Below are 16,726 nucleotides of genomic sequence, written 5' to 3' on the forward strand. Positions count from 1 at the left end.
CGACACGGCGCCTCAGCTCCCCGTGTGCCGCACGAGGCAGCCCAGGGTGCGCAGCAGGATGCACAGGTCCTGCCAGAAGGACCAGCCGTCGATGTACGCGTTGTCGAAGCGGCACCGGTCCTCGATGGACGTGTCACCGCGCAGGCCGTGGATCTGGGCGAGCCCGGTGATGCCGACGGGCATCCGGTGGCGGCGCGCGTAGTCGGGGTACTGCTGGCTGAACCGGTCGACGAAGTACGGGCGTTCGGGGCGCGGCCCGACGAGGCTCATGTCGCCGCGGAGCACGTTCCAGAGCTGCGGCAGCTCGTCGAGGGAGGTCCGGCGCAGGAACCGGCAGTACGGGCTGATGCGGTCCTCGTCGGCCACGCTCCAGCGGGTCGCCGCCTCCTGGGGGTCCGCGGGCCGGTGCGTGCGGAACTTCAGGAGCGTGAACCGACGCCCGCCCATGCCCACCCGCTCCTGCCGGAACACCACACCCGGCCCTTCCAGGGTGCGCAGGAGCAGGGCGCACACCAGGAGGACCGGTGCGGCGAGCAGCAGCAACGCGGCCGAGACCACGACGTCGAGGGCCCGCTTGCGCAGGCGCGCCCCGCCGCGGCCGCCGGAGGTCAGCGGGCGGCACGGGAACCCGGCGATGTGCTGGGCGGGGACCGTGGGCCCGGGCGGCGCCGAAGCCAGCTCCCACAGGTCGCAGCCGAGCGCGTGCAGCGTCGGCAGCCAGCGCTCACGCGCGTCCGCAGGGCCCGCGGCGATCAGTACGGTGCGTACGTCGTTCTGGATGGCGGCGCGGTGCAGGGCGTCCGGCGTGGACAGCACGGGGAGGCCGGGGGGAGCGTCCTGGCCGGGGTCCTCGGGGGCGGTCGGGGTGGGCGCGGGCGCGGGCACGGAGTCAGCGGTTCCGGTGGTGCTGGTGGTGCTGGTGGTACTAGCAGGGCTGGCCGTTCCGGTAGTGCTGGTGCCGGTGCGGCCGGAGGCGGTGGCGGGCCGGTCGGACGCCTCGGCGTCGGCGGAGACCGTGGGTCCGGCGGAGGCGGTGGGCCCGGTGGTGGTCGCAGGTGCGGCGGGGGACGCGGGTTCGGCCGGGGCGGACGTACCGGTGTCCGAGGGGGTGCACACGACCCCGACCGGGCGCACCCCGCACCGGGGGTGGCGCAGCAGGGCCCCGGCGACCCCGCGGGCGTGCGCGCCGTCGCCGAGCACCAGGACCGGGCGCGGCCCGCGCAACAGGCTCGCGCGGCGGCGCCAGTACACCAGGGCGCGGCTGCCCACGCTCAGGGCGCAGTGGGCGGCGCACGCGGTGAACAGTGCGCCCGGCGCGAGCGGCGCGAGCTGTGCGGCGCTCGCGAAGAACTGCCCGGCGTCCACCGCGGCGCGCCCGGACCCGCCGACGGCGCCGGGCAGGGCCGTCACGCACGTCAGCGTGACGCACCAGGCGACGGCCACCCGCCCGCACAGGGCAGGCAGTTCGTCGAGTGCCCGGGGGAGCCGGGCCGGACGGTACAGGCCGCCGCGGGTGTTGAGAGCGCCCACGGTCACGGTCAGCAACGCCCCGACCAGCAGCGTCGCGGCCGTACCGGACCGGGTCGCGGCCGCGTACGCGAGCGCGCCGAGCACCGCCGCGGTGACGTCGGCCGCCACCAGCGGACCCGGTGGCCCCTGGCGGTACGGCTGCCGGACGCCGGGGCCGACGCGGGGGCCCCGTGCGTCCCGCGGAGCCACGACGACGGCCGAGGCGAAGCCCTGCTGGCCCTGCCGCAGCTCCTCTGAGGAGGTGGCGACGGTTCGTTCCGCACTCACGGGTTGCTGGACTCCCTGTGCTCGGTGACTGCCGCGCGGCCGGGGACTGCCGCACGGCTGGTGACGGCCGCGTCCGGCACGACGCCCGTGTCCGGTACGACGCCCGTGTCCGGTACGAAGCCCGTGCCTGGCGTGGCGGCCGTGTCTGGCGTGTCGGAGCTGCCTGAGGTGACGCTCGTGCCGGAGGTGACGGGCCTGCCGGAGGTGGCGGTCGTGTCCGACACAGCGGTCGTGTCCGGGGTGGCAGCCGTGTCCGGGGTGACGGTCGTGTGCTTCGGGTCGGGCAGGAAGCATGTGATGGGCGTGCGTTGTGTGCCGGTCGTGTGCGGAGTGCCGGTCGCGCTTGGCGGGACTGGCGCGTGCCGCGTCACCACCGCGCACAGGGCCGAAGGCGAGGCGGCCGGGGCCGGTGTCGATCCGGCCGGGGCCGGTGTCGATCCGGCCAGGAGGGTGCGGTAGACGCCCTCGACCGTGCTCGCCGTGCGCCGCACGTCGTGGCGCTCCTCCACATGGGCGCGGCCCTGCTCCCCCAGCCGTTCGCGCAGCGGGCGGTCCCGGAGGAGGGCGACCAGGGCACGGGCCAGGGCCCTCGGGTCCTCGGGCGGTACCAGGACGTGCGGCACCAGGGACGGCGGCAGGCTCTCGCGCGCGCCGTCGACCTCGGTGACCACCACGGGCCGTGCGCAGGCCATGGCCTCCAGCGGGGCCAGTGCCATGCCCTCCCAGCGCGACGGCAGGACGACCAGGTCGGCGGCCCCGTACCAGGGCGCCACGTCGTCGGCCGCCCCGGCGAACAGCACGGACGGGTCCGCCGCCGCCCGCAGCGCGGCGGCGTCCGGCCCGTCGCCCACCAGGGCGAGCCGCGCTCCCGGCACCTCCGCGGCGACGGCGCACCAGGCCCGCAGCAGCACGTCCTGCCCCTTCTGCCGGCAGAGGCGCCCGACACACACGACCAGGGGCGTCGCGGGAGCCCGTACGGAATCGGGCAGCGGCAGTGACGCCCGGCTCTCCCGGCGGTCGGCGGGCCGGTGGCGGCGGAGGTCGATGCCGTTGGGCACCACGACGGCCGGGCCCCGCACCCCGGCCCGGGCGCCGGTGCGCCGTTCCGCTTCGCTGACGCACACGAGCCGTGCCGTCCACCGGGCGCTGTACCGCTCCCAGGCCCGCGCCAGGTCAGCGGTCACTCCGCCGACGGCCTCGAACGACCAGGCGTGCGGCTGGAAGACGGTCGGCACGCGCCCGCGCACGGCGAGCCGCGCGGCCAGTCCGGCCTTCGCGCTGTGGGCGTGCACGAGGTCGGGGCGTACGGCAGCGACGACGCGGGCGATGTCCCGCACCTCGGCAGCCAGGCGGGGGCCGGGGGAACGGGTCGCCGCCCACGGGTGCACGCGCGCGTGCCCGGCGGCTCCCCGGGACAGGAACCCTTCGTCGGGGCAGGCGACATGGACCCGAACACCCGCCGCTGCCTGGGCCGCCACGAGGTCCTGGACCACGCGGGCCACACCGCCGTCCACGGGCTGGCTGACGTGCAGGACACGCGGGGGCCGGTCGGTCGGAGCCAGTTGCATGCGCGATTCCCCTAGGTGTGTGCGGGACGGTGCGTTCACCGCCACACGCCGACGAAGCCGGAGCCGGCGTCGGGGCCGGAGCGGGTACCGGTGGCCGAGCCGGAGCGGTGGTCGAGGACGGGGTCGGTGAGGACGCGACGCAGGCCCGGCGAGTGACGCATGACGGCGGTGGCCTTCCGGAGGGTGCGGATCTCTGCGAACTGTGGGATCACGACGGTCGGGACACGGTGGGGTGGTGCGGGTGGAGCACGTGGCGGACTGTGGGTGCTGTAGGTAGGTACGACAAGCGGTGAAGCGGCAACCAATCGTGCGAATGTGCACGAATATGGCTGAAATTCCCTCGCGAGGAAGCGCCACAGTAGCTGGCCGCGCAGGACATTCCCGCGAGCCCGGAACGTGTGTCGACGCGGTGAAATCAAGGGTCAGAGCACGTCTAAGAGGCGCGCGACAAGGCCGTGTTGTGCGGGGGCGGGGGTGTCACCGGGCCACTGTTGCGACAGTCGGATCACCGGAATGGAGCCGAGAATCCTTCACTCGTCCGGAGGACGCCCCACTCCGGGCTCCGCCGCGCGGACTCCGCCTCCGCGCAGCCCGCTGGTGTGATCGTCGTACGACGGGGCGGCGGGAGCTGCTGAACGCGACCGGCTGACGACCACCCCCGCCGCCGGGAGCACGACCGGGACCTCCGTGGCGGCGTCCTCGAATGGCCGTAGCCCCCCACGACGATCCCTCCAGGACCGGGACTGCGCCCGCGACCTGCCCGAACAGCGTTGGCGAGGCGCGTATCTGACGCTCCGTCGCTCCGGCTCGGTTGCGACGGCCGCGTGGCCCTCTCACAGTGATCACAAGATCCGACGAGCCATCAGACGGGGACGACCATGCGCGCTCCATCCGTACGGCGCACCGCGGCACGGCGCATCACGACCACCGCGCTCTGCGCGACGCTTCTACTCGGTGTGACAGGACCGGTCCTGGCTCTCCAGGCCGCCTCGCGCCAGGACCCGCCCGCCGCCGGTGCTCCCGTACCGGAAGCGGACAAGCTGCTGGCCCAGGCGACGGCACTGGGGGGCCTCGGCACCGTGCTCACGCCGGTCACCGACCTCGTGACCCAGGTCCTGAAGGCGGAGGGCGGCACACTGGAGCCGGAGCAGGCGAAGAAGCTCGGGGACGCCGTGCGGGAGGCCCTCGACAAGCTCAAGACGGCCGAGGCGGCACCCCCGGGCACCTCCCCGCAACCGCCAGCCGCCTCGCCGCAGCCCCAGGCCACCTCTTCCCCACCCTCAGCCACCCCGCCACAACCCCAGGCCTCCCCTCCGCAGCCCCAGGCCACCTCTCCGCAACCCCCGGCCGCCCCTCCACAGCCACAAGCCACCCTCCCAACCCCCGACACGCTCCAGCGGCTCTCCTTCCTGGAGGAGACCGCGTACGCGGACCGTGCCATTCCGCGCGATATCAAGGACGACACGGTGAAGCAGCTCCGGAGGGCCGTGGACGCTTTGCTCAAGGCGTCCGCGTCCGGAGACGCGGCGGCCGTCGCGACATCCGTGAAGGACGTGGTGGCCGGTGCGGTGAACACGGTCGTCGCCGTTCTGCTCACCGGGAAGCTGCCCGCTCCGAATCTTCCGGGTCTGCCCCCGTTGCCGAAATCCGCGGGCCATGGAAAAGCCTCGGCGGATGACGGGCAGGGCGTTGTCTTCAGCGGATCACACGAATCGCCCGGTTATTAGGCCGGTTGATACGAGGATGCGGCGCTTCCTTCGCACGCGTGGGTTCGGGAGAGTGCGTGCGCGGGGGTTTCCGGGCCGAGTTCCGCTCGTTGTTCTGGGGGAGACTGCACAGGCGTTTATTCCTTGGAGCACAGGCAGTAAAGGCCTGATCGGTGACGTTTACAGGTGACGCGAGTCGCCGGAGAAGGGAACACGATGAAGCCTCTCAAGGCCGCCGCCGTCCTCGCCGGATCCATGGCCGTTCTGGGTGCCGCAGCACCCGCTTTCGCCGGTGGTCTGACGCCTCCCGGCCTGAACGGCGGCCTGGAGTCGCTGTCCGGTCAGTCCCCCAAGGCGCAGCCGCTGAACCCGGGTGCGCAGGAGACGCCGGCCAAGAGCCCCGTCGTGAACGTGGTGAAGCAGGCCGCCGAGGGCCTCACCGGGAAGGGCGGCCCCACGCAACTCCTCGGCGGCCTTCCGCTCGGCAAGTAAGGAACGTGACGGCGTACCCCCGAAAGCAACCGAAGGCCGGTCCGTGGAGCGCTCCGCGGACCCGTCTTTCGCAGGGGTGACGGCAAGCGTCGCGAATCGTCTTCAGGTTCGATCGGATGACACCATCGGGTGGAGCCGAACGGTGGATCCGCCACTTAGGGGACGTGCTGCGAAAACCGCCGCGCACGCATCGCTACGGTTCCGTCCATGACCTCACCACCGAGCGGGCGGCTCCCTTTCCGGGCGGCCGACCTGGGCACCCTCGGGGTGATCGCCTGGAGCGGCGAACACCCCGAAGAGGAACAGGACATGGCCTTCCTCATGGCCTACTCCCTCGGAGACGCCGAGGGCGGCCCGGAGACCACGGCGAACGCCGTCGGCACGCTGCTGCACAGCGCGGGGCTGCCCGTCGGAGGGCCCGTGCTCGACGGCGCGCAGGACCCGCGGCTGCCGGTGAGCCTCGTCGTCGAGGGCGGGGAGGCAGTCGTGAACATGACCTACGTCAACGCCCGGTGCGCCGTGCCGCCCGAGTGGCTCGCCGCGGCGCGGGACCGGGGCCACGCGTACTTCCTGATGACCACGCGCGCGTGGCCGGAGGGCGCGCCCGGCACCCCTGTGTCGGAGCAGAGCCTCCGGGACTTCGCCGGTGACGAGGAGACGCTGACCAACGCCGCGCACTGTCTCCTCCCCCTGCCGCGGCCGGGCGACTGATGCGGACCGGGGTACGCACCGCCACGGTCCCCGCGCAGACGGTACGGGAGGCGTCCCGGGCGGACGGCACTCCCCCCGCGCGCGCGGTCGCCGGGAGCAGGGCGCTGGGGCTGCTCCTGGTGGGCACCGGGGCGGCGGGGCTGCTGGCGTCCTGGGTCATCACGCTCGACAAGTTCGCGCTCCTGAAGGACCCGGACTTCCGGCCGGCGTGCAGCCTCAACCCGGTGGTGTCCTGCGGCAGCGTCATGGAGAGCGACCAGGCCGCGGTGTTCGGCTTCCCGAACCCGATGCTGGGCCTCGTGGCGTACGCCGTGGTGGTCTGCGTCGGCGTGGGCCTGCTGGGGGCGGCGCGGTTCCCGCGCTGGTTCTGGCTGGCGTTGAACGCGGGGACGCTGGGCGGGGTGGTCTTCTGCACCTGGCTGCAGTTCCAGTCCCTGTACCGGATCAACGCGCTGTGCCTGTGGTGCTGCCTGGCGTGGGCGGCGACGGCCCTGATGTTCTGGTACGTCACCTCCTTCACCGTCCGCCAGGGGCTGCTGCCCGTGCCGGGCGGGCTGAGGGCCTTCTTCGAGGACTTCACCTGGGCCCTCCCGGTCATGCACCTCGGAGGCGTCGCCCTGTTGATCCTCACGCGGTGGTGGAGTTTCTGGACCGGTTGACGAGGGGGCACGCATGACAGCACGGGCCGGTACGCCGCTGACGCACCGGGTGGGGCGCCGCCATCTGCTCGGCGTCGCGGCCGTGGCCACGCTCACCGCCGTGGGCGTCCTGCGCGGCGCGTACACCCGGCGGGGAACGGGACGCACCGACCACGCGCGCCCGGCCACGGAGGAGGGCGCCTTCGAGGAGACGTACCGGGGACGGCACATCCAGGGCGTACCGCTCGCGTCCGGCGACGGACGGGCGCCGGGGGACTGGCACGTCACGGTCGACGGCCGGCGGCTCGGCGTGATGCGCCGGGCGGACGGCAGCTACCTCAGCATGGTCGACCACTACGCGGCGTACGGGACGCCCCGCGAGGCGGCTCGTGGCGCCGTCGACGAACTCGGCGCGGGCGAGGCGCTGCGCGGCCACACGCACTGACGGCGCGGGGGCGTCACACCGGGGCCAGGGCCCCGGAAGAGCCGGAGGGGGCACAACGGGTGACCTACACACGCAAGAACCAGAGCCGTCTCACGCGGGCCGAGCGGCGCAGGTTCGTGGACGCGGTGCTGAGCCTGAAGCGCAGGGGCGAGTACGACGAGTTCGTCCGCAGGCACATCGACTTCTACGTGGCGGACGGGGAACGGCGGCTCAGGGTGGCCCACATGGCGCCCTCGTTCTTCCCCTGGCACCGCCGGTTCCTGCTCGACTTCGAGCGGGCGCTCCAGCGGATCGACGCCGCCGTCACCGTCCCGTACTGGGACTGGACGCGTGACCGTACACCCGCCGCGTCCCTGTGGGGCGAGGACTTCATGGGCGGCGACGGGCGCGCCCGCGACCGGCAGGTGCTCACGGGCCCCTTCGCGCACGGCGGGGGCAACTGGACGATCAAGGAGTCCGTCACGGACGGGGCGTTCCTCACCCGGGCGTTCGGCAACCCCCCGGACCCGCTCGACCTGCCCACCGCCGACGACGTGGAACGGGCCCTCCGGGAGACGCGCTACGACGTGGAGCCCTGGGACTCGACGTCGAAGGGCGGGTTCCGCAACGTCCTGGAGGGCTGGGCGCCCGGCCGCGGCAACGAGCGGTGGCGCAACCACAACCGCGTGCACCGGTGGGTCGGCGGCCACATGCTGGGCGGCGGCTCGGTCAACGACCCGGTGTTCTGGCTGCACCACGCCTTCGTGGACCTGCTGTGGTCCCGGTGGCGGCGGCGCCACCCGGACGCCGCGCAGTACCTTCCCCTGCGGCCGCCGCAGTTGGGCGAACCGCAGTACCAGCGCGTCCTCGCCCGGGACGAGCCGATGCCGCCCTGGCGGGCCACGCCGGGCGACCTGGTGGGACACGAGTGGGCGTACCGGTACGAGGAGTGAGCTCGCTCGGCGCGTGGCCGCCCCGGGGAGGCCGGGCCGCCGGGCGGCAAGGGGAAGCCCCCGGAGGGGGTGGTCACCGGGGGCTTCTCGACGGGTCGGGCGTGGCTCAGTGGCCGTACCCCTGGTGGCCGTGGCCGCCGTCGTTGACGCAGGTGTTGCCGGAGGCCGGGTTCAGCAGGCCGACGACGTTGATGGTGTTGCCGCAGACGTTGACCGGGATGTGGACCGGAGCCTGGACGACGTTGCCCGACAGCGCCCCCGGGGAGTGGGCGGCCGCGCCCGACGCGTCGGCGTCCGCCGAGGCCATCCCGGCGCCACCCAGTACGACCGCACCCGCGCCCAGGGTGAGGGCGGCTGCCTTCGCGATGCGAGACATCACGGTTCTCCTTCGAATCGAGACAACGCGGCCGCGCAGGTGCGGCCGCACCTGCCTAACGCCACCCCGGAAGACGAGGTCACGGCGGTGAACCGAAAGCCGCACGATCGGTAAATAGGCCCACCGCGTCACGCGAGGCGCACGCCCCGTCTTGCCAGGTACCTGACCGGGTTGACGTCCGATCCGTAGCGGCGGCGCCTGCGGATCTCCAGGTGCAGGTGCGGCCCTGTGGCCCGGCCCGTGCTGCCGCTGCTGCCGAGGCGGGTACCGGCGCGCACCCGGGCGCCCTGGTGCACGGAGATGCGCGACAGGTGCGCGTACACCGCGTAGTGCCCGTCCCGCATCCGGACGGTGACGGCCTTTCCGTACGGGCCCGACCAGCGGGCCAGGACCACGACGCCCGCGCCCACGGCGTAGACCGGTGTGCCGCGCGGTACGGCCAGGTCGATGCCGGTGTGGTGGCCGGCGAGCCACTTGCCGGGCACGCCGTAGCGGGCGGTGACCCGGAAGCGGCGGCGCAACGGCCGCGTCAGCTTGCCGGGCGGTCCGAGGTTGCGCGGGGAGGTTTCGCCGAGCTGCTGGACGGCGGCCTCCAGGAGCGCCTCGAACTCCGCGTCGTAGTCGGCGTCGCATCCCTCGGGGCCGCCGTGCCGGTCGAGGGCGGCGTCGTCACCGTGGTCGCTCGGGTCGCCGTGATCGCTGCGGTCGCCGTGGTCGTCGGTGCCGTCGAGCCAGTCGGGGCGGCGATTCGTGTCCGGGGGCCCGTCGAGGGCGGAGGCCCTCGTGCCGAGCGCCCCCGAGGCCAACAGGAAGACACCGATGCCCAGCGCGCTCCGCCGTGTGCTGCCCGCTGTGTGCGGGCCGTCTATGTGGTAGCCCATGCCCGACAGCACAACGGGGACGACGCGGTGGCGCACGTCCGGTTGCGCCGACTGGCTTAACCGGCCGGGGTGCGGAGAGCCGGGCGGGGCTGTCCATACGCGGAAACCGCCGTGCTGCGTGCACGGCGGCAACCACTCGTAAGGTCCGGCTTCGGGGGCTCGGCTCCGGGCGGGCCGACGCTTCGGCGGGCCTTCAGGTCAGGCGCGGTCGTCCTGCTCCTTCGCCTCCGCCTCGGCCTCCTTCGCCTGGACCTCCGGGTCCAGGGAGGCCTGCCCGCTGCCGTCCACCGACGTCAGCGGCGTACGGTCGGGCACCTCGGTGGCGGCCGGGGGCTCCACGAGCCAGTCCGGGTTGGCCTGCTTGTCCCACCACTTCCACACGGCGACGGCACCGGCGCCGAGCACGCCGATGACGGCGAGGCGCTTGAAGACGCGTCCCCTGCGGGCCCGGCGCTCCTGCTTGCGGACGAGGCGCTCGATCTCCCGGGGGGACACCTGCCCGCGCAGCGCGGCGAGCGCGGCGGCACCGCGGGACGCGGCCTCGTCGCGCACCGGAGCCGCCACGGACCTGGCGTGCTCGAGCCGGGGCTTGGAGAAGTCGGCGGCCTGCCGGGCCGCCCTGCGGGTGCGGGCGGCGGCCTCGTGCGCCGCGTGGTCGACCTTCGGCGGCACATGGCTGCGGGCCTGCTCCACACGCGGCGCGACGTGCGTGTCGAAGTGGGTACGGGCCTGGCCGACGGCCGTGTGGGCGGCCTGCGACACCTTGGGCGCCAGGCGCGTCCGGGCCTCCTGCGCCAGGTGGGTGGCCCGGCCCTTGGCCTCCTCGGCGTAGGGCGCCACCGCGTCCGCGGCGTGCCGCACACTGTCCTTCGCCGAGTCCGCCGCGGCACGCACGCTGTCTTTGCGGGTCACGGGATCCTCCTCCTTGGTGGCGTTATAGGTATGTCACCTTTCCACCCTTTCCGGGATCATGCCTGCCGGAAGGGAGCGGGGCACGTACGGGCGGGCATCCGGGGGCACCGGACACTTCCGCCGAGTGGCACCGCACGCGCCCGCCGAGGGGAACTGCCGTCGACGATGCCACGGATCGGGCCGCTGCGCGCCGCCTCTGCGGCTACTCGTCGTCTTCCCCGCGTCTTCCCTCCGTCTCTTGTCCTCTTCCCTCCCTTTTCCTTTTCTCTCCTTACCTCCGGTCGCCTCTCCCGCCCGTCCCCGACTCGGCGGCTACTCGTCCCCATCGGGTCCGTGCGAGGATCGGAGGGTCACAGAGGACAACGGAAGGCAGATCGTGGCTGAGCAGCTTTACGCCACCCTCAAGACCAACCAAGGCGACATCGAGATCCGGCTCCTGCCGAACCACGCGCCGACGACGGTCAAGAACTTTGTTGAGCTCGCCAAGGGCGAGCGCGAGTGGGTGCACCCCGCCACCGGCAAGAAGTCCACGGACAAGCTGTACGACGGCACGGTCTTCCACCGGGTGATCAGCGGCTTCATGATCCAGGGCGGCGACCCGCTGGGCAACGGCACGGGCGGCCCGGGCTACGAGTTCAAGGACGAGTTCCACCCGGACCTCGCCTTCACCAAGCCCTACCTGCTGGCCATGGCCAACGCCGGCCCCGGCACCAACGGCTCGCAGTTCTTCATCACGGTCGCCCCGACGGCCTGGCTGACCGGCAAGCACACCATCTTCGGCGAGGTCACCAACGACGCGAGCAAGAAGGTCGTGGACGCCATCGCCGGCACCCAGACCAACCCGCGCACGGACCGCCCGGTCAACGACGTCGTGATCGAGTCCGTCGTCGTGGAGACGCGCGAGGGCTGAGCGCCGAGCGCCCGGTGCGCCGAGCCGCACGCCCGCTCGGCGCCCGAGGGAACAAAACCGCCCCGCCCATCCGTAGAGGAGGGCGGGGCGGCGCGTTGACCAGCGTGCCGACGTCATCGCGTACGGCAGACCAGAGGGGACCGTGATGGACCAGGCGCCAGGCAGCCCGCAGGGGCCGCAGGACGCGCAGAGCCTGCCGAGCTGCTACCGGCACCCGGGCCGCGAGACGGGCATTGCCTGCACGCGCTGCGAACGACCCATCTGCCCGGAGTGCATGATCAGCGCCTCGGTGGGCTTCCAGTGCCCGGAGTGCGTCAAGGGCGGCTCCGACACCGGGCCCGCTCCGGCGGCGAGCCGGCCGCGCACGCTGGCGGGCGGCACGCTCACGCAGGACCCGCGGCTGCTCACGAAGATCATCCTGGCGCTCAACGTCCTGGTGTTCCTCGCGGTCCGCGCGCGCGAGGACCTGGTCGGCGACCTCTTCCTCATCGGCGAGTGGCCGCCCGCGCCGTTCCCCGCCAGCCAGGGCGTGGCGGCCGGGGAGTCGTACCGCCTGGTCACGGCCATGTTCACGCACCAGGAGATCTGGCACATCGCGTTCAACATGCTGGGCCTGTGGTGGCTCGGCGGCCCCCTGGAGGCGGCGCTCGGCCGGGTCCGCTTCCTCGCGCTGTACCTGCTGTCGGGGCTCGGCGGCAGCGCGCTGACGTATCTCCTCGAGGACCCGAGCGACGCCTCGCTGGGCGCCTCCGGGGCGATCTTCGGGCTGCTCGGCGCGACGGCGGTCCTGATGCGCCGCCTGAACTACGACATGCGCCCGGTCATCGCGCTCCTCGCGCTGAACCTGCTGTTCACCTTCACCTGGAGCGGCATCGCCTGGCAGGCGCACGTCGGCGGTCTCGTCGCCGGGGTGGTGATCGCGTACGGCATGGTGCACGCGCCGCGCGAGCGCCGTGCCCTGGTGCAGTGGGGCACCTGCGCCTTGGTGTTCGCGGTCATCGTGGCCCTCGTGCTCGTCCGCACGGCCCAGCTCGCCTGACGCCCGGGCGCCCGGGCCGCGAGCGACCGGGCCGTACCCGGCCGTACCCGGCCGCTCACCTGGCAGGACCCCGGGGTACGCGGGCTTTCCACCGCGTACCCCCGGGTTGTCCACAGACTGTGCCCGATCTTGTGCACGACGTGGGGAACGTCTGTTCCGTGCGTCCCCGATCCGGGTTTGCCCAGGCAGGACAAGGGGTGCGCGGATCAGGCGCGGAGGGCCGACCAGTCACACCGGCGTCAACGCCCGGAGAGTTATCCACAGATTTTCAGGCCTTTCCCCAGACCTGTGGATGGCAGTGCTCACACTGTGGATAACTGGGGCCAGGACTTGCGGACGACGCCGGTGCCGGGGACGGAACTCAGGCGGCGGTCACTTCCACTGCGTGGAGACGCCGAAGCCCGCCGCGATGAAGCCGAAGCCGACCACGATGTTCCAGTTGCCCAGCGGATCGATCGGGAGCTTGCCGTCCGTGACGTAGAAGACCACGATCCAGGCCAGGCCGATCAGGAACAGCGCCAGCATCACCGGGGCGACCCAGCTACGGCTGGTGAGCTTGATGTCCGTCGCCTTCTTCTGCGACGGCGCAGTGTAATCGTCTGCCTTCTTGCGGATACGTGACTTCGGCACGAGGGTCTCTCCTGTCGATGCGCTGCGTGGCCGCGCAGGTAGCTGGGTCCGGCGCCGGGGACGGACGCTACGGCGCTACGGTGCGCTAAGTCTTCCCCCGGGCGTCCGATAGCGTAGTGCTTCCGCGGCGGTGAAGGAGATAAGGGTACGTTGAGCAATTCCGCCGACTTCCCCACGGGCCCGGGCCACTCCTCTTCCGCCCCCGGCCGGCGCCGCCGCTGGCGGCCGGTGCGGGTGCTCACCGCCGGTGTCTTCGCGCTCGCCGGGCTGCTCTTCATGACCAGCTTCAACACGGCCAAGGGCACCAACATCCGCACCGACGACTCCCTGCTGAAGCTCTCCGACCTCATCCAGGAGCGCAGCCGCGAGAACAAGGACCTCGACGAGTCCAACAGCTCGCTGCGCGGCGAAGTGGAGTCCCTGGCCCGGCGCGACAACCCCGCCAGCAAGGCCGACGACGCCCGCCTCGCCGCCCTGGAGCGGAACGCGGGCACCGAGAAGCTGCGCGGCGACGCCGTCTCCGTGACCCTCACCGACGCCCCGCCGAACGCCAGGGCCAAGCTGCCCGGCTACCCCGAGCCGCAACCCAACGACCTGGTCATCCACCAGCAGGACCTCCAGGCCGTGGTCAACGCCCTGTGGCAGGGCGGCGCCGAGGGCATCAAGGTCATGGACCAGCGCCTGATCTCCACCAGCGCCGTGCGCTGCGTCGGCAACACCCTGATCCTCCAGGGCCGCGTCTACTCACCGCCGTACAAGGTGACCGCCGTCGGCGACCCCGGCCGTCTCAAGCGGGCCCTCGCCGCCTCGCCCGAGATCCAGAACTACATGCTGTACGTCAACGCCTACGGCCTCGGCTGGAAAGTCGAGGGCGACGGGGCGGTGACTCTTCCCGGCTACTCGGGCACAGTGAACCTGCACTACGCGAAGCCCCTGGAGTAGCACGCGCTCGGGAGGTCCCTGCGGTGTCGGTGCGCGCGATCGTCCGGACGGTCAGCGAGCTGTGCGTCACCGCCGGCACCGTGATCGTGCTCTTCGTCGTCTACGTGCTCTTCTGGACCGGCGTGAAGGCCGACCGGGCCATGGACGACCAGATCGACCGCCTCCAGGACCGCTGGTCCCACGGACGGACCGCCACCGGCGGCGCCCCGGGCACCGGCCCCGCGGCCCCGGGCGGCCCGCCCCCGGAACCCGCCCCCTACGAGGACGGCGAACCCTTCGCCGTCATGTACGTCCCCCGCTTCGGTTTCACGTGGAACAAGCCCGTGCTCCAGGGCACCGCCACCGACACCCTCAAGAAGGGCCTCGGCCACTACGCGGGCACCGCGCGGCTCGGCCAGAAGGGCAACTTCTCCGTCGCCGGGCACCGCCGCACCTACGGCGACCCGTTCAAGGACTTCCCCGCGCTGCGCCCCGGCGACGCGGTCGTCCTGACCGACGGCACGACCTGGTTCACGTACCGCGTCGACAGGAAGCCGTACAGGACGCTGCCCGCCGACGTCGGTGTCATCGACCCGGTGCCGCGCGCGTCCGGCTACCGGGAGCCCGGCCGCTACCTCACCCTCACCACCTGCGAACCGGAGTGGGGCCACAGCCACCGCCTCGTCGCCTGGGCCCACCTGGACGCCACCCAGCCCGTGGAGGCAGGGAAACCTGAGGCACTGCGCCGTTAGTCTGGTGCGGTACGGCGGCGACGGTCGGCACGATGGCCGGGGGCCGCCCGTGACGGAAGGGACCGCATGTACGGCTGGATCTGGCGGCATCTGCCGGGGAACGCATGGGTGAGGGCACTGATCTCGCTGGTGCTGATCCTCGCGGTGGTCTACGTGCTCTTCCAGTACGTCTTCCCCTGGGCGGAGCCGCTGCTGCCCTTCAACGACGTGACGGTGGACAACTGATGGGCGCACGCATTCTCGTCGTCGACAACTACGACAGCTTCGTCTTCAACCTCGTGCAGTACCTGTACCAGCTCGGCGCCGAGTGCGAGGTCCTGCGCAACGACGAGGTCGAGCTCCGGCACGCGCAGGACGGCTTCGACGGCGTCCTGCTCTCGCCGGGGCCCGGCACCCCCGAGCAGGCCGGGGTCTGCGTGGACATGGTGCGCCACTGCGCCACCACCGGCGTGCCCGTCTTCGGGGTGTGCCTGGGCATGCAGTCGATGGCCGTGGCGTACGGCGGTGTCGTGGACCGGGCGCCGGAGCTGCTGCACGGCAAGACGTCGCTCGTCGAGCACCGGGGCGAGGGCGTCTTCGCGGGCCTGCCCTCGCCCTTCACCGCGACCCGCTACCACTCGCTCGCCGCCGAGCCCGCCACGGTCCCGGCCGAGCTGGTCGTGACCGCCCGTACGCAGGACGGCATCGTCATGGGCCTGCGCCACCGCGAACTGCCCGTCGAGGGCGTGCAGTTCCACCCCGAGTCGGTCCTCACCGAACACGGGCACCTCATGCTCGCCAACTGGCTCGCCGAGTGCGGCGACGCCGGGGCCGTCACACGATCGAGCGGGCTGGCCCCGGTGGTGGGCCGGGCCACGGCGTGACCGCGGAGGCGCGCGGGGGCGCCGACGCGGGCGGGACGGGGGAGCACTCGTCGCCCTGGTTCCGCACGGCGCCCGCGTCGCCCCCGCCGCGGTCCGTGCCGTCCCCTGGGGCGCCCGGGAACGCCGAGGCGGTGGACCCGGCTCCACCGGTGGGTCCGGCCGAGCCGGTGCGGCGGGCCGACGACGAGACGATCGGGCTGCGCACAGCGGACACGCGGCGAATAGCGGCAGGAGGGCGGCCGACGGCGCCGGGGCGGCAGCCGCTGCCCCAGGAGGTCCCGGTCGGCCAGGGGCCGGACGTGGTCCCCGGCGGCGGCCGGGCCGCCCGGCGCAAGGCCGCCAAGCACAAGGGCAGCAGGGGCGCGCAGCCCCGGCCCAGGGCGGTGGCCCCGTCCCCCGCCGACGGGGGGCCGGGCCGCCCCCTGACCCGCCTGGAGGCCCGCCGGGCCGAACGGGCCCGCAGGCCGAGCCCCGCGACCGTGGCGAGCCGCGTCATCGGCGAGCTGTTCATCACCGTCGGCGTCCTGATGCTGCTCTTCGTGACGTACCAGCTCTGGTGGACGAACATAAGGGCCCAGCAGCAGGCCGACGCCGCCCGCCGGGACCTGGAGGAGGACTGGGCGCGGGGCAAGGGCAGGCCGGGCGTCTTCGAGCCGGGCCAGGGCTTCGCGCTGCTGCACATCCCGAAGCTCGACGTCGTCGTGCCGGTCGCCGAGGGCATCGACAAGCACCGGGTCCTCGACCGCGGCATGGTGGGCCACTACAACAAGGGCCGTACGAAGACGCCGATGCCCGACGCCGACCCCGGCAACTTCGGCGTGGCCGGGCACCGCAACACCCACGGCGAGCCGTTCCGGTACATCAACCGGCTCGACCCGGGCGACCCCATCGTGGTCGAGACGCAGGACACGTACTACGTCTACAAGATGGCGAGCATCCTCCCGCAGACCAGCCCCGCGAACACGGCCGTCCTCGACGCCGTCCCGCCCGGCTCGGGCTTCACGAAACCCGGCCGCTACATCACACTGACCACCTGTACCCCTGAGTTCACGAGTAAGTACCGGATGATCGTGTGGGGCAAGATGGTCGAAGACCGGCCACGGGCCAAGGGAAAACCGGCCGCTCTGGTCGACTAGGGCGCCGGGAAGGCCAC

Annotated in this window: 18 protein-coding genes and 1 pseudogene; 12 read left to right on the forward strand and 7 right to left on the reverse strand. The window is 72.9% G+C overall.

The window, feature by feature from the left end:
* Window positions 1–12 precede the first annotated feature (12 nt).
* From IE330_RS08975 to IE330_RS08985, 3 genes and pseudogenes are all read right to left on the reverse strand, one after another.
* Window positions 13–1,797, reverse strand: coding sequence for a sugar transferase (locus tag IE330_RS08975; protein WP_229925497.1), 1,785 nt, complete (start codon window positions 1,795–1,797; stop codon window positions 13–15).
* Window positions 1,798–2,204: 407 nt separating this feature from the next.
* A pseudogene (locus tag IE330_RS08980) lies at window positions 2,205–3,365 on the reverse strand (glycosyltransferase family 4 protein); the annotation flags it as partial.
* A gap of 35 nt (window positions 3,366–3,400) precedes the next feature.
* On the reverse strand, window positions 3,401–3,577 hold the full coding sequence (locus IE330_RS08985; protein ID WP_190135349.1) for a hypothetical protein: 177 nt from the start codon (window positions 3,575–3,577) through the stop codon (window positions 3,401–3,403).
* A 666-nt stretch (window positions 3,578–4,243) separates the two neighbouring features.
* Here IE330_RS08985 and IE330_RS08990 point away from each other — a divergent pair.
* From IE330_RS08990 to IE330_RS09015, 6 genes are all read left to right on the forward strand, one after another.
* Entirely contained in the window at window positions 4,244–5,092 is an 849-nt protein-coding gene (locus tag IE330_RS08990) for a hypothetical protein (protein ID WP_190135350.1), read from the forward strand.
* A 195-nt stretch (window positions 5,093–5,287) separates the two neighbouring features.
* Window positions 5,288–5,563 (forward strand): hypothetical protein, encoded by a 276-nt coding sequence (locus IE330_RS08995; protein WP_190135351.1) that lies wholly within the window; start codon window positions 5,288–5,290, stop codon window positions 5,561–5,563.
* A 207-nt stretch (window positions 5,564–5,770) separates the two neighbouring features.
* Complete coding sequence (locus IE330_RS09000; RefSeq protein ID WP_190135352.1) at window positions 5,771–6,274, forward strand: DUF5949 family protein; 504 nt, start codon at window positions 5,771–5,773, stop codon at window positions 6,272–6,274.
* Complete coding sequence (locus IE330_RS09005; protein ID WP_190135353.1) at window positions 6,274–6,933, forward strand: vitamin K epoxide reductase family protein; 660 nt, start codon at window positions 6,274–6,276, stop codon at window positions 6,931–6,933. Before IE330_RS09000 ends, IE330_RS09005 begins: the two co-directional genes overlap by 1 nt.
* Window positions 6,934–6,946: 13 nt before the next feature.
* Window positions 6,947–7,357, forward strand: coding sequence for a tyrosinase family oxidase copper chaperone (locus tag IE330_RS09010; RefSeq protein WP_190135354.1), 411 nt, complete (start codon window positions 6,947–6,949; stop codon window positions 7,355–7,357).
* A 59-nt stretch (window positions 7,358–7,416) separates the two neighbouring features.
* On the forward strand, window positions 7,417–8,289 hold the full coding sequence (locus IE330_RS09015; protein ID WP_190135355.1) for a tyrosinase family protein: 873 nt from the start codon (window positions 7,417–7,419) through the stop codon (window positions 8,287–8,289).
* A gap of 106 nt (window positions 8,290–8,395) precedes the next feature.
* Here IE330_RS09015 and IE330_RS09020 read toward each other — a convergent pair whose 3' ends face one another.
* The 3 genes from IE330_RS09020 to IE330_RS09030 all read right to left on the reverse strand — a co-directional run bounded on the left by IE330_RS09020 (window position 8,396) and on the right by IE330_RS09030 (window position 10,458).
* Entirely contained in the window at window positions 8,396–8,665 is a 270-nt protein-coding gene (locus IE330_RS09020) for a chaplin (protein ID WP_190135356.1), read from the reverse strand.
* A 128-nt stretch (window positions 8,666–8,793) separates the two neighbouring features.
* Entirely contained in the window at window positions 8,794–9,546 is a 753-nt protein-coding gene (locus IE330_RS09025) for a M23 family metallopeptidase (RefSeq protein ID WP_190135357.1), read from the reverse strand.
* Between the two features lie 198 nt (window positions 9,547–9,744).
* Window positions 9,745–10,458, reverse strand: a complete 714-nt coding sequence (locus IE330_RS09030) for a DUF5324 family protein (RefSeq protein WP_190135358.1) — start codon at window positions 10,456–10,458, stop codon at window positions 9,745–9,747.
* 376 nt (window positions 10,459–10,834) lie between these two features.
* Between IE330_RS09030 and IE330_RS09035 the strand changes: the two genes are divergently transcribed.
* Window positions 10,835–11,368, forward strand: a complete 534-nt coding sequence (locus IE330_RS09035; protein WP_190135359.1) for a peptidylprolyl isomerase — start codon at window positions 10,835–10,837, stop codon at window positions 11,366–11,368.
* Between the two features lie 145 nt (window positions 11,369–11,513).
* Window positions 11,514–12,407 carry a rhomboid family intramembrane serine protease gene (locus tag IE330_RS09040; RefSeq protein ID WP_190135360.1) on the forward strand — a complete coding sequence of 298 codons (894 nt, stop codon included), beginning with the start codon at window positions 11,514–11,516 and terminating at the stop codon, window positions 12,405–12,407.
* A 372-nt stretch (window positions 12,408–12,779) separates the two neighbouring features.
* On the opposite strand, the gene crgA is transcribed toward IE330_RS09040, so the two are convergent.
* A complete protein-coding gene (crgA, locus tag IE330_RS09045; RefSeq protein WP_190135361.1) occupies window positions 12,780–13,037 on the reverse strand; it encodes a cell division protein CrgA in 258 nt (85 codons plus the stop codon).
* A 150-nt stretch (window positions 13,038–13,187) separates the two neighbouring features.
* On the opposite strand from crgA, the gene IE330_RS09050 reads away from it, so the two are divergent.
* From IE330_RS09050 to IE330_RS09065, 4 genes are all read left to right on the forward strand, one after another.
* Entirely contained in the window at window positions 13,188–13,979 is a 792-nt protein-coding gene (locus tag IE330_RS09050; RefSeq protein ID WP_190135362.1) for a DUF881 domain-containing protein, read from the forward strand.
* 29 nt (window positions 13,980–14,008) lie between these two features.
* Complete coding sequence (locus IE330_RS09055; RefSeq protein ID WP_190135400.1) at window positions 14,009–14,710, forward strand: class E sortase; 702 nt, start codon at window positions 14,009–14,011, stop codon at window positions 14,708–14,710.
* A gap of 224 nt (window positions 14,711–14,934) precedes the next feature.
* On the forward strand, window positions 14,935–15,573 hold the full coding sequence (locus tag IE330_RS09060; RefSeq protein ID WP_190135363.1) for an aminodeoxychorismate/anthranilate synthase component II: 639 nt from the start codon (window positions 14,935–14,937) through the stop codon (window positions 15,571–15,573).
* A complete protein-coding gene (locus tag IE330_RS09065; protein ID WP_229925498.1) occupies window positions 15,570–16,709 on the forward strand; it encodes a class E sortase in 1,140 nt (379 codons plus the stop codon). The genes IE330_RS09060 and IE330_RS09065 overlap by 4 nt, the downstream gene beginning before the upstream one ends.
* Window positions 16,710–16,726: the final 17 nt, after the last annotated feature.

Source organism: Streptomyces longispororuber, from assembly GCF_014656095.1.
GTDB lineage: Bacteria > Actinomycetota > Actinomycetes > Streptomycetales > Streptomycetaceae > Streptomyces > Streptomyces longispororuber.